This is a genomic window from Pseudomonadota bacterium (assembly GCA_039196715.1).
GTDB lineage: Bacteria > Pseudomonadota > Gammaproteobacteria > CALCKW01 > CALCKW01 > CALCKW01.
Genome location: JBCCUP010000002.1, coordinates 151,198 through 165,906, shown reverse-complemented (window position 1 = coordinate 165,906; position 14,709 = coordinate 151,198). Strand labels below are relative to the sequence as shown.

Genomic DNA, 14,709 nt, shown 5'->3' with positions numbered 1-14,709 from the left:
AACGTGGGCGCAGCATAGTTGGGCCGTTCAGACGGATAAACCGTGTATTAGTAAAGTATTTATCCGTATAATACGGACAATGAACCTCAACGATCTGCGGCTGTTCCGCCACATCGTGGTCCACGGCAGCCTGGCGGCCGCCGCACGCGAGAGCGGCCTCTCGACCACCACCGTGTCGGAGCGCCTGGTCAAACTCGAAGGTCGCTTCGGCGTCACGCTGCTGAACCGGACCACACGGTCCCTGCAACTGACCGAGGCCGGACGCACCCTGCTGGCCGGGCTCGAGCCCCTGCTCGAAGACGCCGACGCACTCGACGCCCGCATTCGCCACGGCGCCGACACGCTCTCGGGGCCCTTGCGCATCACTGCGCCAAGCGACCTCGGTCGACGCTGGGTAGCCACGCTTGTCGACCGCTTCCAGGCCACGCACCCCCAAGTGCACATCGAACTGCACCTCTCCGACGGCTACGTCGACCTGGTCGGTGCGGGCTTCGACCTGGCCCTGCGCTACGGCGAGCTCGCCGACAGCGCGCTGCGCGTTCGGCAGCTCTGGCACGGCGATCGGGTCGTCTGTGCCGCACCGAGCTATCTTGCACGACGCGGGGTGCCGCTCCGTCCAAGCGAGCTCGCTACGCACGACTGCCTCGTCATGCGCTTCGGTGATCTGCTCGACAACCGGTGGTGGTTCGGCGATGCGGATGCCCGCGAGAGCGTGCTGGTGCGCGGCCACCGCGTGTCCAACGACGGCGACCTGGTGCGCACCTGGTGCCTGAACGGTGACGGGATTGCATTGAAGTCGGCACTCGATGTGGGCGACGACCTCGACGCCGGTCGATTGGTGCGGCTGTTCAGCACACACCGCTCACACGCCACGCCACTGCAGATGCTCTTTCCCCCGGGTCGACGCCAGCCACAGCGTGTCCGTGCCTTCGCCAACTTTGTCGCCGACAACCTGTCGGGCAATCTGTCAGGCCACGCGATGCCACGTTGATTGGTTGGTGACTCAACCATGTCCAGTGCAAGCACACGGCGCACACCGGAACTCCCGAGACGGGCGCCGCTCAAACGGGATTGAACCACAACACGGCTTCTTACACCGCAACCCCTGACAGGACCATGAGCACTCAACCCCGCGGACAGCAATTGGTCGGCGCGCTGCGCAACTTCATCAAACTCGAGTCCGCCGGTGGCACCCTGCTGCTGATCACGGCACTTGCAGCCCTGGTCATCGCCAACTCCCCGATGGCCCCGCTTTACGACGCGCTGATCGACACCACAGTCGCCGTGCAGATCGGCGCGTTGTCAATCGACAAGCCGCTGCTGCTGTGGGTCAACGACGGCCTGATGGCGGTGTTCTTCTTTCTGATCGGGCTCGAGGTCAAACGCGAGTTCCTCGAGGGCGAGCTGTCATCACCGTCACAGATCGTGCTGCCGGCCATGGGCGCACTCGGCGGCATGGTCGTGCCGGCGCTGATCTACTGGGCCTTCAACCGCGGCGACGCGGTGGCGATGGACGGCTGGGCGATTCCGGTGGCCACCGACATCGCCTTTGCGCTCGCCCTGCTCAGCGTGTTCGGTTCGAGGGTGCCAATCACCTTGAAGGTGTTCCTGTTGTCGGTGGCGATATTCGACGACCTCGCCGCCATCGCCATCATCGCGGTGTTCTACTCGGACAGCCTATCGTTGACCCCGATGTTGGTCGGCGGCGGCGCGCTGGCGCTCGCTGTCACCATGAACCGGCTCGGGGTGACACGCACCTCGAGCTACATCCTGCTCGGCATCGTGCTCTGGGCTGCCGTGCTCAAGAGCGGTGTGCACGCGACACTCGCCGGTGTGTTGATCGCGTTCTGCATTCCGATGCGCGACCCCAACGGCGACTCGCCGTTGTTGCGACTCGAGCACGACCTGCACGGCCCGGTTGCGTTCGCCATCCTGCCGATCTTCGCCTTTGCCAACGCCGGGCTCTCGCTCGTCGGCACCGCCGACTTGCTGCACCCGGTGACCTTCGGTGTCGTGGCCGGCCTGGTGGTCGGTAAACCGGTGGGCATCCTGCTGTTTGTCGGTGTCGCGGTGCTGATCGGCATGGCCAAACGGCCGGCCGGCGTCACCTGGCCGATGCTGCTCGGCGTGTCCTGTGCCTGCGGCATCGGTTTCACCATGAGCCTCTTCATTGCCGGTCTCGCCTTCGAACACGGCAGCGGCACCTACTTCATTGGTGACCGGCTTGGCATTCTTGCCGGCTCGGTGGTGTCGGCTGCCCTCGCCTTCGTGGTACTGAGGGCGTCACTGCCGGCGCACGCCGAATCTGCTTCCAAGGCGACCCACTGACGCACACCCACTCGCGCTAGCACGGCATCGATTTCATTTGTATCGGTGCAAATAGCTTTGCGTTTTTCTCGGTGCCCAGCCCGAATGGGCTTTGCATTGGCCACCCCTCCGAACATAGTATCGGGGTGCAGCATCGAACCCGATGGGCGGGCGATGCCGGGTTGTAACGCAGTGCAAGGAGAGACGATCGTGTTGAAAGTGACCTACTTGGCTTTGGCAATTGGCGCAATGGGCCTGACCGCGTGTGGTGGCGGGGGCGGGGGCAGCAGCAATGACACAGCCACCGGAACGGGGACGGGCAGCACGAGCGGCAGCGCGGACGCCGGCACCGGCACCGGCTCCACCGGGAGTACCGACTCCACCGGGGGCACCGGAAGCACAGGCGACAGCGGGGGCACCGGAAGCACGGGCGACAGCGGGGGCACAAGCACGGGCGACGTGACCCTGATCGGCGCCATTTCCGTGGATGAATTCACCACGAGCAACACACTCGAAGCCGCTGCCGTGTTTTTTCAGATTTCGCAGGGCCTCCCTGCAGCGCTCATCCAGGCGAATCTGGCGCCGACACTGGACGTTTGCGAGGTCGACGTGACCCAACTCGGCGCACCGGATCCCGACGATGATCTGCCGGATTTCGATCTGCCTGGCGACATCGATCTGTCCACCGTGAGCGCGGGCGACGCCATCCCGATTCGATCCGCCGGCGCCGAGCTCACCCGGCTGGTGCGCGGCAGCCTGTTCGGTCTCACAGCGTACACCCCGGAACCCGAGACCGCCCCGGGGCCGATGCCAGCCGATCTGTCGGCGTCCATACCGGGTGACGTGTTTCCGGCCTTTGCCAACGTGGCCCTGCCCACCGTGGAAACCTTCTCACTGACCGCCCCGCTCGGCCCGGTGACGCCGACCAGCGTCTTCACCTGGGTGCCCGGCACCACGCCTGACACCTACATCAGCCTCGACGTCAGCAGCTTCGATTTCATCAACGGCACCATCGTGTCAGTCACCTGCGAACTCACCGACGACGGCGCCTTCACCTTCCCCGCCACAACGCAGGCTGCGATGGGCGCGGATTTCGAAAGCTTCGGGCCAGCCTCCGCACTGCGGGACCGCACGACCACCCTGCAGCAAGGCAATGCCCTGCTCGTGTTGACGACAACCAGCGGCGACTGACCCCGGGGTCGGGGCACACGCCCCGGCCTCACGCGGCCATCAGGTAGTCAACGCCGATGCGCAGAGCCAGGGCGTCAAGTGCCGTGCGCAGCGCCCGACGCGCCGGCGGCCGCGCAACGCACCCGAGCACCAGCGTCCCGCGTGTGGGTACCAGCGCCGACAGCGGCAATACAGGTACCCCCTGGCGCAGGCCACCGACCCGGCGCGCCGCGATGTCGTGGAAGCGGCTGACGGTGACGCCGTGCGCGCGCAGGGCGCGGCACAAACGCACCGCGTGCTTGCCGCCACCGCAAATGGCCACGTCACGACCCCGCACCTCGCTGAGCGCCAGGTGGTGCGCACGCGCGTCGATGTAGCGGTCACGGGCACAGCGGGCGTCGGTGCGGGTCAGCCGCGCACTGTGGTCGCGCCAGTCGGTCAAGGTGCATCGCAGCTTGCGAAACCGCCAGCCTGCGGCGCGGGCACGCAACCAGAGGTCGAAATCTTCGGCCCACGGGCCTTCGCGGTAACCACCGAGTGCACGCACGGCAGCGGTGCGCAGCATCACGCTCGGGTGCACCACCGGCGCCTCGACGTAGACGTTGTCGACAATGTCCGTGTGCGTCACGAGACGGTTCTGCCAGGCGAGGTAGCGGCGCATGCCGTCGGGCACGGCAGCCGACGCGGAAAACGCCCGCACCCGACTGGCGACCACCGTCAGCGACGGGTCCGCAGCAAACACGGCGAGCTGGTGCGCAAGGCGCTCGGGGTGCATGCGGTCGTCGGCGTCGAGGCGCGCGACAAAGGGGGCGCGGCAGGCCGTGAGGCCGGTGTTGAGCGCCGACACCAGGCCGCGCCCGGCGTTGCCGATCACGCGAAGCCGCCGATCCGCAGGCAACCCGACCAGGGCGGAGTCGGTGGAGTGGTCATCGACCAGCACGAGCTCCCAGTCGGTTCGGGTCTGCGCGCACACACTCGCGACGGCCTCGTGCAACCACAGGCCGCCATTGCGCACCGGCATCAACACCGACACCGTGGGTGCGGTCACGCGCGCGCCGGTGGGCGTCAGGAAAAGGTGTCGCAGTCGCGCACGTCGCCGCTGCGCAGGCCGCGGATCAGCCATTCGGTGCGTTGCGCCGAGGTGCCGTGCGTGAAGGCTTCGGGCACCACGCGCCGACCCGCCTTGCGCTGCAGTGTGTCGTCGCCCACCGCAGCCGCGGCCGCCATGCCCTCTTCGATGTCACCCGGCTCGAGCAGTTGGCGATCCGTGTGGGCATGGTGCGCCCAGACACCGGCGTAGCAATCCGCCTGCAGCTCCATCGCCACCTGTACGCGGTTGCCGTCGACCTGGCTCATCCGCTGCCGGGCACGCTGCACGCGGGCGGCCGTGCCTTCGAGGGTCTGGATGTGGTGGCCCACCTCGTGGGCGATGACGTAGGCCAGCGCGAAATCCCCCTCGGCGCCCATGCGTTGCAATTCAGCCAGAAAACTCAGGTCGAGGTAGAGCTTGTGATCACCCGGGCAATAAAAGGGCCCCGCGGCGGCCTGCCCCGTGCCACAGGCAGTCGGTGTTGCGTCGTTGTAGAGCACCAGCTTTGGCGTCTTGTATTGCAAGCCCGCTCGCTGGAACATGTCGCCCCAGACCTGCTCGGTGTCGGCGAGCACCACACTCAGAAACTCGACCACCTCGGCGTCCTGGTCCGAGGTGGGCGCACGCGTTTGTTGCACCGGAGCGCTGCCACCGCCGAGCACACCCAGCAGCGCGCTCGGGTCGAACCCGAAAATCAGCGCGGCGATCAGGGCGATGATCGTCATACCGCCCCCCATGCCCGCACGGCGTCCGACACGCCCGCCCGTGCGCTGGCCTCGACGGTCTTCGATGTTGCCGCTCCGGCGTCTGCCTCGCCAACGCATCCTGTTACCCCCTGGGCTGCGGTGTGGTGGGTGCCCAGTGTACGCAGGTCCCCGGGACCGGGCACAGCCCCGTCAGAACTTCGTCAGGTTGAACGGCGCGCGGTCGGTCAGTAACAGGCGGTCCAGGACCGCAACCGCGGGCACCGGACCGTGCAGCTGGCCGGCGTCGGCGAGCTCGGCGACACGCGTGCCGCCGAAGACCGTCATCGCCAGCGTCTCCGGCGCGAGCACGACCGCATCCGGGCCGGGCGCAACCCGTGTCACCGTGCCGGCACCGTCGACCACGCTGAGGCGGTAGCCGCCCGATTGCGGTGCCAACAGCGGGTCGCTGTAGTCGAACTGGATGTCGCCGTCCGACAGGTAGCGGCGCCCCTCGAGCAGCGCGATGACGTCGAGCGGGCGCACCCACGACATGTCCAGCCGACGCACCTGGCGGAACTCGCGCGGCTCGGTCATCAGGTGGCGGACCGGCGGGTCGACCGGCGCCAGCTCCCAGCGCAGCTCACGCACCCAACTGATGCGACAGAGCGCCGCAAACAACGCGACTTCGGCTGCCACCGAGGTGGCGACCAGCTCGCGCAGCCTCAGGCGGTTGGCTGGCGTACCCGGCTCACCGGCGTCGTCGGCCACGTCCTCGAGCACGTAGAGGGCGTAGGCGTCGAGATCGCCGCGTGCGCTTTGCCAGCCTGCGACAAACTGGGGCCCACCACCGAACCAGCTGCGCTCGGCGGCGCCGACAATCATCGACCACCAGTCCGCGCTCCGGAACACATCACCCCCGCGGCGTCTGCAGGCCGCGTCGTGGACGGGTGCGAGCCGCCTCGCGGTGTCGGCGACGTCGTCGAGCAGCACCAGCTGGCCCTCGGCTGCCGACGCCGGATCGCGCAGCGCGAAATCCCGAGTGTCGAGCTGCCAGACGGCCATCTCGGTCGCCTGGCCGTAACCGAAGCGACGGTAGAGCCCGGACTCGGACGCCATCAAGAGCGACGCGGCGTCGCCGAGGGCCGCACTTTGCTTGAGGTGGCCTTCGAGCAGCGGCCGAAAACCGCCTCTGCCCTGTGCGACCGGTGAAATGCCCACGCCGCCGAGCCCGGCTGCGGGCACGTCGCCACCGCCCGGCAGACTCATGCGGTAGGGGTAGGAAAAACAGCCGCCGATGATCGTGTCCCCGTCGGCGACCGAGAGGCGCCGTTCATCGGGTCTGAGGTGTTCGCGATCGAGTGTGACCTCACCGAGCATGCCAAAGGCTGCACGCACGGCGTGGATGGTGGTGAGCTGCTCGTCGGCGTTGGGCTGAAACACCCGAATCGCACCGCTGTGGCAGTCGTAGGGGACAGGGTTGCTCATTGCGAATCGCATCGCGTCACGGTGCGTCAGTGTGCCACACTGGTCTGCCAAGGTGACGACACGCAACGCATGACGGTTCTCACGCGGTGGCAACGCGGCCTGGCGCTCAGCGCCACCATCATCGCGTCGAGCATGGGCTTCATCGACGGCACGATCGTCCACATCGCGTTGCCGAGCATCCAGCGCGATCTCGGCGCCAGTTTCGCCGCGCTGCAGTGGATCGCCAATGCCTACCTGCTGGCGGTGTGCGCCTTGCTCGTGATCAGCGGCGCGCTCGGTGACCGCTACGGGCCGCGACGGGTTTTTCTCTTCGGCATTGCGGGCTTCACCGCAGCGTCGGCTGCCTGCGCCGCCGCGCCAGACAGCAGCTGGTTGATCGCCGCGCGCACGGCGCAAGGGGTGTTCGCCGCGCTCATGTTGCCGCAGTCGCTCTCGATCATCGCCCGGCTCTACCCGCCTGAGCAGCGCGGCCGGGCGGTCGGGATCTGGTCGGCCGCGGCGTCGGCCTCGGCAGCCGCAGGCCCGGTGATCGGCGGCTTCCTGGTCGACACCGGCGGCTGGCCCTACGCGTTCTGGGTGAACATCCCGCTCGGCATCCTCGCGGTCGCACTGACGGTCTACGCGGTGCCGCGCGGCAACGAGCGCAAGCCGGTGCCGCTCGACTGGCCAGGCGCCTCGCTCTTGACCCTGGCGCTGGCAGCCCTGGTGTTCGCGACCATCAACGTGTCCTTGCACCCGGTGGCATCACACCTGGTCTGGCCAGGCTGGTTGGCGGGTGCCCTCGGGCTGTTCGCCTTCGTCGCCTGGGAGCGCCGTGCCGTCGCGCCGATACTGCCGGCGCACTTTCTCGCCAACCGCGAGTTCGTGCTGCTGAACGCCTACTGCCTGTTCGTCTTCACGGCGTTCATGTCGCTGTTGTTTCTGGTGCCCTACGTGATGGTCACGTCGCTCGGTCTCAGCGCATCGCAGGCCGCGCTCAACATGCTGCCGCTCGGCATCTGCATCAGCCTCATGGCCCGCCCGGTCGGCGTCTGGGCCGACCGGGTGGGCTACCGCACACCGATGATCGTCGGGGCCGTGGGCATCGCGATCGCCACCGCGTCGGCCTGCCTGCTGGTGTTGCTCAGAACGCCCTGGTCCGGTGCCATCGTGATCACCGCCCTCGGCGTCGCCGCGGGCGCGATGGTGACGCCGCTCACCACCGGCGTGCTGAACAGCGTCGACACCGAGGAGAGCGGGCTCGCCTCGGGCATCAACCACGCCGTGACGCGCATCGGCAACCTCTTCGCCGTCGCCCTGTTCGGTGCGTTGCTGGCGCTGCGCTACCGCCACCACCTCGATACCGCGCTGGTCGACCAGGTGCCCGACGCCGACGCGCGTGCGCAGATCGCACCGGTGGTGCGCGGCGCCGCCGACACGCTCACGCAGGCCGACCTCGGCGCCCTGCCAACCGTGCTGCACCCACCGGCCCGCGCGGCGCTGGGTCAGGCGCTCGATTCGGCTTTCATCGACGTGATGCTGATTGCGAGCCTGTTCGCGCTGGTGGCCGCAGGCTGCGCCGCAGGGCTAAGCTCAGTTAAACTCTCGGCTGCCGCGAGCGATCGATGATTTCATTTGGCAGTAATTCTCTGTGTCGTGAACGACTATCTACTGAACGTAAAAAACGGACAAACGGATAACCATCCATGGCACTCTATCGTAACGAACTGCCTCAACTCACTGGCAAAACCTTCCTGGCATACACAGGCATGGAGACCGACCTGCTTTTTACACAAGGTGTCGATCTGCTGGGATTTGCCTCCTACCCGCTGCTCGAAACAAGCCGAGGCAGAGAGCTGCTGACTGGGTATTTCACAAACCTGATTGAAATCGGCAGAGAATCAGGTCTGGGTGTCATTCTTGAAAGCCCAACATGGGTCGCAAACCGGGATCGCGGCGCAGCTATCGGATACACGCCGGATCGGCTTATTGAGTTGAATAAGCAGGCAATTGCCTTGATGGCTCACATCCGCGATAAAAATAGCGATCTTCCAACAGTTCTAAGCGCCAATATCGGCCCGCGAGATGATGCTTATGCGCCTGCGGACCAAATGACCGCAGATGTGGCGATGGCCTATCACTCCGAACAGGTAGCAGCGCTATCAGACACGGAGGTTGATTTGATCAGTGGATACACTGTCGCCTATCCACAAGAAGCAACAGGGATGGTGTTGGCAGCCAAGGGTTTTGAATTGCCAGTGATCATTGCGTTCACGGTTGAAACAGATGGCAAGCTGCCAAATGGTGCAACTCTGAAGAGCGCAATCGAAGAAGTGGACAAGGCCACAGACGGCTATTCGAGCTACTTCATGATCAATTGTGCGCATCCAGACCACTTTAACGACATTCTATCTGACGAACCCTGGATGCAGCGTCTAAAAGGCATCGTGGCCAACGCGTCAAGGTGCAGCCACGCGGAGTTGGATGAAGCCGATGAATTGGACGATGGAGATCCAGCAGAGCTGGGAAATCAGTTGGCTGAAATCTCTAGGAAATACTCACAAATCAATATTCTCGGCGGCTGTTGCGGAACCGATAGTCGACACTTAAAGCAGATTGCAAATTCGATATCGAAAGCCTGACCAACTCTACTACTTCACCTTAGCGTACTATTCCGCCCCCAAACATAGGCGAACCCAAAAAAGGGACATTCCCTCTACTCATATACATCCACACGCTTGTGAAATATGAAGAAGGGTGGATTATTGAAAAATCCCGCATCATCTCATCGTTAGGCACCGGCCCGGCGTAAACACCCTAATCTGCCACACCAGGTGCAAAAAGGTCAGTGCGCCTGCTCCCAACTGTCGCCGACCCCGGTGTCGACCTCGAGAAGCACGGACAGGTCGCAGCGGCCTTGCATCTGCCGCGTCGTTGACCCGCGAGGCCAGACGCCGTCCCAGTCAGTCGCTCGAGGTCGCTGTGAACAGGGCGCCGAGATCGAGGGCGCCGTGGGTCGGCCAGGGCGCAGACACCGCATCGCGCCAAACGATGCGCTGCGGAAACTGCGCCTGCTCAGCATCCAGGGAGAAGGCGCAGTAAAACAGCGGCCGCACCTCGACCCGGTCTCCCTGCCGCCGCGCCTCGACAAAGACACCCCTGCCGTGGCGGTCCGTGACGGGCGCCAACAGGACACCCCCGTCCTGCCAGCGCGTCACCAGCGGCTCGGCCACCCGACTGCACCCGAACGAACACACGATAGCGTCGAGCACCGTGTGACGATCATCCACCAGGACCCGTTGGCGGGTGGCGAAGAGCTGCGCCGCGTGCGCACGGAGTGGCTCATGCACGTCGTGAAAACGCACCTCTGCGTCCGGAAACAACGCCGCCAGGATGGCCGTGTAATACCCCGAACCGCAGCCGAGGTGCAGTAGCCGCGTCGGTGCGTGCGTCAACAGCCGGTCGAAAACCGCCGCCCAGAGACTCGGTTGGCCGTTATTGATACGCCGGCTTGCATCGAGCTGCACCAGCCGATCGTGGTAGAGGTCCTGCTCGCGGGACGTTTTTTCGACGTGACCGTGGCGGCCAGGCAAGTGGTGCAAGACTGACCAGGGCGGCGGCAGCAGACAGGCCGCGCGGTCCACGCTGGCAAAGGCGGGGATCAATTGGCCGGCGTGTTCGAGGCCGGTGCAGACCGCCTCGGCGTAGTGTTGTCGGATCGGGCTCAGGGCGTCCATGTGCCGCGTGACGCATGTGCAGCGGGGGCGAGGGCAGTATACAGGTCGGCTTGCACGGGCCAGGGCGGCCTAGCGCGGGGTGTGGTTGAACGGCGCGATGATGTCGGCCGTCGGAAACGCCTCCAGCACGGCGTCGGTCGCGTCGGCCTCGAACACGAGCTTGACGTTGGCCCCGGCGTCCATGGTCGCGTAGGCCTCGAGACCGTCGCGACGCGCCTGCCAGAGCCTTTCCAGAACCGACCAACTCGTGCTAGTGAGGTAGGTCAGCGCGGGTCGCGCCGATTGCATGGTGGCATGCATGGCGAGCGCATTGGCTTCCACCAGCGGTCCGAGTGCGCTGGCATCGCGGTCGCACAGGGCCTGTTCGATCGCACGGCAGTCCGCCTCTGCCCGCTCGGGCCAGGCGGCGTACAGCGGACTGGTCGCCACCGTGTGGTTCATCCCGTCACGCGACGACCAGGCTTTGGCCTCGGTCGTCACCGTGACGACGGCAATTCGAAACGCGGGCCAAGTCAGGTCCAGCGGCACACCGTGACTGTCTTCGCCGTCGGGCCGGACACCGCGATCCCAACGCACGAAGCCGTGCCAGAGTGACCGCGTGGCGCTGCCGGATCCCAACCGGGCGATCACACTCATCTCGCGCGCACTCAAGTCCAGCTCGAAACACGCACACAGCGCGCGTGTCAGCGCGGCGAAACCCGACGCAGAGGATGCCAGGCCCGCCGCCGTCGGCAGGGTGTTGCGCGTGTGTATGCGGAGCGGCGGGCGGTGTATGCCGCCAAAGCGCTCGGCGAAGCGCAACACGCGGCGGGCAAAGGGGCTGTCTGCCGCCAGTTCGGCATCGTGCAGAAGCACGTGATCCCGGTCGTCAGGCGACGGCGAAATGGCCGTGTGTGTCCCCCAGTCTCCGAGGGAGACGGACAGCGAGCTGTTCAGGGGTAGATTTGCAGGCTTGTCACGCTTACCCCAGTACTTTGCCAGGGCAATGTTGCTCGGCGCGTAGACCGAGACCGTGCGCGCGGGTCCGGCTGCACGCACCGCCGTCGACACGCGCTCGAGCAGCCCACTAGCCATGCAACACCATGCCCTCGGGCGCCACGGTAATCGGCGAAAAACCCGGCGGCGTCGCGCCGAGGGCCAGAACACAATCGCCCAGGCCCGAGCCCGAGATCTTGGCCGCCAAGGTGCCGGGCGTGGCGAGTGCGCCAGCGACCAGCTCGTCGAGCAGGGTGTCGCTGACGCCGAGCTCGACCAGGAGCGGTTGGTAGCGGTTCAGTGCAGCGGCGAAAGCGCGCCAGTCCTCGGCGATGGCGGCATCGACTGCGGCATCGGCACTGGCGCCCATGATGCGGTAGCGTTTCGCGTACTCGGCCTCCCGCCCGCGGGTGTGCTGCGCCACCCGTGCCAGGACCTCGGCAGTCGGCGTCTTGTAGCCGCTGTAACGCAACGCCAGCGATGGCGGCGCGGGCAGCGGCCTCACCTCGGTGTCCGGCGGGGCGCGGTAGGCCAACAGCCCGCCGAACACACTCGCGGCCACGTCGGCACCGCTGCCACGCCCCTGCAAGCCCTGCACGATACCGAGCGCCTCTCGGTGCACGGCGAGGGGGTCGGCGCAGGGATCGAAACCGGCAAACCGCTGGCACGTGGCCAGGCTCGCCACGATCACGGCCGCGGACGAGCCAAGCCCGAGCGTGGGATCGATGTCGGAGCGGATGTCGAGTTCAAAGCCGGCCGGCACCGTGTCGCGGTACGCATCGAGCACGGCGATCACCGGCCGGAAGGGGTCGACCGGGCTGAGCGTATCGAGGTGTGTGACCAGCGGGTCGGCAATCGACGACCGCACGTGCACCTGACGATCAGAGCGCGGCGTCAAACTGACGGTGATGCGGCGCGCGACCGCCGCCACGACGGCCCGCTCGCCGTAGACCACCGCGTGTTCGCCAGTGATCATGATCGAGCCGGGTGCGCTGGCTCGAATCACCCCGCGGGCGCCGGCAGCGGTCGCTGCGGTGCAGGACCCACAGCGGCACCGGTGCGAGACAGACACAGTGGCGACCACTGCACCGCCGGGTACTGCGCGCTCAGGGATGTGATCGCTTCGGGATCTCGCAGGTGCACGAGAATCGCACCGCCGTTGTCGCCACGTACCGCACCTGCGCCACAGACCTTGGCCGCCCCGCCAGCCGCCTCGACCGCGGCAATGAACTCCCGGGTCACCGCCGGCACGACGCCGATCACATCCAACAGGCGTTGGTTCTCGCGGATGGCTTCATCCGGGTCCACGCCGTTGGTCAAGGCAGTGGCCAGCGCCTGTGTGCACTCGGCGAAGCGGTCCCACAGGACACGATCCGACCCGTGGCGTTCGCGCACCTGGCTCACGCACTCGCCGGTGGGACTGAGCGGCCGCCCTTGCAGTGCACAGAACCACCCCTCGCCACGTGCGAGGCTGTGGTCGTGTGCAAGCGTGTGCGTGCTGAAGCCCTGCCCGTCGTAGCGCACCAGGCCACCGCGCACCACGGTCGCAGCGTCAATCGGACCCGCGTTGCCGTGCTTCAGGCGTTCGCAGAAGCGCACCCGTTCGTAGCGGGCCTCAAGGCTCTTGTGGCGGTCGAGCAGGGATTCGAACAACACGGTGGTCGCGGCCACAACGGCCGCGGAGGAACCCAGTCCCGCGCCGATCGGCAGGCTGGATCGGCTGCCCAGTTGCCCGGGCAAGGGCACACGGTTGACTGCACCCACACCGGTCAGCTCGCCGCCGTCCTTGTCCTGCAGGAGCGCCGCCAAGGTGTAGACGGCGAGGTCGTCGGGTCGCGTGAGAATCTGGCGCACACCCAACTCACCGCGCTTGAATTGATCGAAACGCTGGTCGAGCGAGTGTTTGAATCGGGAGAGGATCTTCAGCGGGTAGTAGGCGCCCGCCGACAGCCCGCCAAACGCGGTTCGCAGGCCGGTCTTGGGCCCAACGGACTTGAACCAGACCTCCGTGTAGGACGCGATCGCCATGGCCATGGCCGGCGCGCCGTAGAGCACCGAGTGCTCCCCGGACAGGATGAGCTTGCCGGGCGCGTGGGCGACGGCATCAGGCGAGTCGGTCAAGGTACACCCGTTTGTCCTGTTCGATCGACGCCAGACGGAAGCGGCCGCGCGCGGTGTCGGGCAAGGTGATATTGCCGTTGACCGGGTCGTCTGCGGCGTGCCACAACGACAGGTATTCGTCGTAGTCCACAGGGGTGCGCTCATCGAGCAGCGCGCGGTGTCGATCGACCGCGAGGTGATCGCGGTAGCCCGGTTGCACGCTGGCATCGAAGAATTCACCGATCGCACCCGAGCCGTAGCTGAACAGGCCCAGCCGTTGATCAGCGAGATCGGTTTCACTGTGCTCGAGGGTTGACAAGACCGACAGGTACAGTGACGCCGTGTAGGTGTTGCCGACCACGCGGTTGTAGATCAGGCCCGAGGCCGCCTGGTCCAGGTCGCAGGCCGCCTTGGCCTCCTTGGCCAGGCGCTGGTGGGCCTTCTCGCCCATGCGGGAAAACGGCAGGTGAAAACAGAAGTGCGCGAAATCGGCGTATTCGACACCGCCCTGCGCGCGGTAGTCGCGCCAGGCCATCGACAACGCGTTGAGGTAGCGCAGGGTTGAATATTTGCCGTCGAACAAGGGTGTACGGCGGTGGTTCGGCCGCCAGAAATCCATGACGTCTTCGGTGAACACACCGGAGATGTTTCCGAGCGACAACACCCGCGGGTTGGCACTGACGAGCATGGCCACTGCGCCCGCCCCCTGCGTCGCCTCGCCGGGGGAGTCGAGGTCGTAGCGCGCGACATCGGAGGCCACCACCAGCACGCGCCGCGCCGGTTTGCGCGCCACGTGACTGCAGGCCATGTGCAGCGCCGGTGTCGCTGCGTAGCAGGCCTGTTTGAGTTCCACAGTGCGGCAATTGGCGGGCAGGTTCAGCAGACGGTGCAGGTACACGCCCGCCGATTTTGACTGATCCACGCCGGTCTCGGTGGCGAACAGCAGCGTGTCCAAGCCGTCCGTGCCGGCTTGTTCGATCAGCGGCTGCGCCGCCTCGGCTGCCAGCGTGACGATGTCCTCGTCGTGCCCGGGCAGCGCGATCAGGTGCTGGCCGATGCCCTTGGAGAATTTGTCGGGGTCGATGCCGCGTTGCGCCGCCAGGGTGTCGAGGCCGACGTATCGCCCGGGCGCGTAAAACGAGATGGCATCAATTCCGGTGACTGTCATAGCGGCGGGTTC

Annotated in this window: 13 protein-coding genes; 5 read left to right on the top strand and 8 right to left on the bottom strand. The window is 66.3% G+C overall.

All coding sequences use genetic code 11. The annotated features are described in order from the left end of the window. The first annotated feature begins 79 nt into the window (after positions 1–79). The 3 genes from AAGA11_02000 to AAGA11_01990 all read left to right on the top strand — a co-directional run bounded on the left by AAGA11_02000 (position 80) and on the right by AAGA11_01990 (position 3,498). Entirely contained in the window at positions 80–991 is a 912-nt protein-coding gene (locus AAGA11_02000; GenBank protein MEM9601611.1) for a LysR family transcriptional regulator, read from the top strand. A 125-nt stretch (positions 992–1,116) separates the two neighbouring features. Next, positions 1,117–2,328, top strand: a complete 1,212-nt coding sequence (nhaA, locus tag AAGA11_01995; GenBank protein MEM9601610.1) for a Na+/H+ antiporter NhaA — start codon at positions 1,117–1,119, stop codon at positions 2,326–2,328. Positions 2,329–2,766: 438 nt separating this feature from the next. Next, the gene (locus tag AAGA11_01990) at positions 2,767–3,498 is read left to right on the top strand and encodes a hypothetical protein (protein MEM9601609.1); all 732 of its coding nucleotides are present in this window, start codon (positions 2,767–2,769) and stop codon (positions 3,496–3,498) included. A gap of 28 nt (positions 3,499–3,526) precedes the next feature. Here the strand turns inward: AAGA11_01990 and AAGA11_01985 are convergent, their stop codons facing one another. The 3 genes from AAGA11_01985 to AAGA11_01975 all read right to left on the bottom strand — a co-directional run bounded on the left by AAGA11_01985 (position 3,527) and on the right by AAGA11_01975 (position 6,738). After that, positions 3,527–4,525: a glycosyltransferase gene (locus AAGA11_01985; GenBank protein ID MEM9601608.1), complete on the bottom strand. Its 999-nt coding sequence runs from the start codon at positions 4,523–4,525 to the stop codon at positions 3,527–3,529. 17 nt (positions 4,526–4,542) lie between these two features. After that, positions 4,543–5,391, bottom strand: a complete 849-nt coding sequence (locus tag AAGA11_01980) for a neutral zinc metallopeptidase (protein ID MEM9601607.1) — start codon at positions 5,389–5,391, stop codon at positions 4,543–4,545. Positions 5,392–5,463: 72 nt separating this feature from the next. Then, positions 5,464–6,738, bottom strand: coding sequence for a GNAT family N-acetyltransferase (locus AAGA11_01975; GenBank protein MEM9601606.1), 1,275 nt, complete (start codon positions 6,736–6,738; stop codon positions 5,464–5,466). Positions 6,739–6,807: 69 nt separating this feature from the next. Here AAGA11_01975 and AAGA11_01970 point away from each other — a divergent pair, with 69 nt between their 5' ends. Both AAGA11_01970 and AAGA11_01965 read left to right on the top strand, forming a co-directional pair. After that, on the top strand, positions 6,808–8,346 hold the full coding sequence (locus AAGA11_01970) for an MFS transporter (GenBank protein ID MEM9601605.1): 1,539 nt from the start codon (positions 6,808–6,810) through the stop codon (positions 8,344–8,346). A 77-nt stretch (positions 8,347–8,423) separates the two neighbouring features. Then, entirely contained in the window at positions 8,424–9,359 is a 936-nt protein-coding gene (locus AAGA11_01965; GenBank protein MEM9601604.1) for a homocysteine S-methyltransferase family protein, read from the top strand. A 321-nt stretch (positions 9,360–9,680) separates the two neighbouring features. Here AAGA11_01965 and AAGA11_01960 read toward each other — a convergent pair whose 3' ends face one another. From AAGA11_01960 to AAGA11_01940, 5 genes are all read right to left on the bottom strand, one after another. Next, on the bottom strand, positions 9,681–10,454 hold the full coding sequence (locus tag AAGA11_01960; GenBank protein MEM9601603.1) for a hypothetical protein: 774 nt from the start codon (positions 10,452–10,454) through the stop codon (positions 9,681–9,683). A gap of 69 nt (positions 10,455–10,523) precedes the next feature. Further along, positions 10,524–11,528: a diphosphomevalonate decarboxylase gene (mvaD, locus tag AAGA11_01955; GenBank protein MEM9601602.1), complete on the bottom strand. Its 1,005-nt coding sequence runs from the start codon at positions 11,526–11,528 to the stop codon at positions 10,524–10,526. Then, entirely contained in the window at positions 11,521–12,435 is a 915-nt protein-coding gene (locus AAGA11_01950; protein MEM9601601.1) for a mevalonate kinase, read from the bottom strand. The genes mvaD and AAGA11_01950 overlap by 8 nt, the downstream gene beginning before the upstream one ends. Further along, positions 12,432–13,550, bottom strand: a complete 1,119-nt coding sequence (locus tag AAGA11_01945) for a GHMP kinase (GenBank protein MEM9601600.1) — start codon at positions 13,548–13,550, stop codon at positions 12,432–12,434. Before AAGA11_01945 ends, AAGA11_01950 begins: the two co-directional genes overlap by 4 nt. Continuing rightward, positions 13,534–14,697: a hydroxymethylglutaryl-CoA synthase gene (locus AAGA11_01940; protein ID MEM9601599.1), complete on the bottom strand. Its 1,164-nt coding sequence runs from the start codon at positions 14,695–14,697 to the stop codon at positions 13,534–13,536. Before AAGA11_01940 ends, AAGA11_01945 begins: the two co-directional genes overlap by 17 nt. Between the last annotated feature and the right edge of the window lie 12 nt (positions 14,698–14,709).

What these genes read in the sequence shown, in the direction of transcription:
- nhaA (MEM9601610.1), top strand. Translation starts at nt 1,117, where the DNA reads ATGAGCACTCAACCCCGCGGACAGCAATTGGTCGGCGCGCTGCGCAAC.
- mvaD (MEM9601602.1), bottom strand. Translation starts at nt 11,528, where the DNA reads ATGGCTAGTGGGCTGCTCGAGCGCGTGTCGACGGCGGTGCGTGCAGCC.
- AAGA11_01970 (MEM9601605.1), top strand. Translation starts at nt 6,808, where the DNA reads ATGACGGTTCTCACGCGGTGGCAACGCGGCCTGGCGCTCAGCGCCACC.
- AAGA11_01960 (MEM9601603.1), bottom strand. Translation starts at nt 10,454, where the DNA reads ATGGACGCCCTGAGCCCGATCCGACAACACTACGCCGAGGCGGTCTGC.
- AAGA11_01940 (MEM9601599.1), bottom strand. Translation starts at nt 14,697, where the DNA reads ATGACAGTCACCGGAATTGATGCCATCTCGTTTTACGCGCCCGGGCGA.
- AAGA11_01965 (MEM9601604.1), top strand. Translation starts at nt 8,424, where the DNA reads ATGGCACTCTATCGTAACGAACTGCCTCAACTCACTGGCAAAACCTTC.
- AAGA11_02000 (MEM9601611.1), top strand. Translation starts at nt 80, where the DNA reads ATGAACCTCAACGATCTGCGGCTGTTCCGCCACATCGTGGTCCACGGC.
- AAGA11_01975 (MEM9601606.1), bottom strand. Translation starts at nt 6,738, where the DNA reads ATGAGCAACCCTGTCCCCTACGACTGCCACAGCGGTGCGATTCGGGTG.
- AAGA11_01980 (MEM9601607.1), bottom strand. Translation starts at nt 5,391, where the DNA reads ATGCGTTGGCGAGGCAGACGCCGGAGCGGCAACATCGAAGACCGTCGA.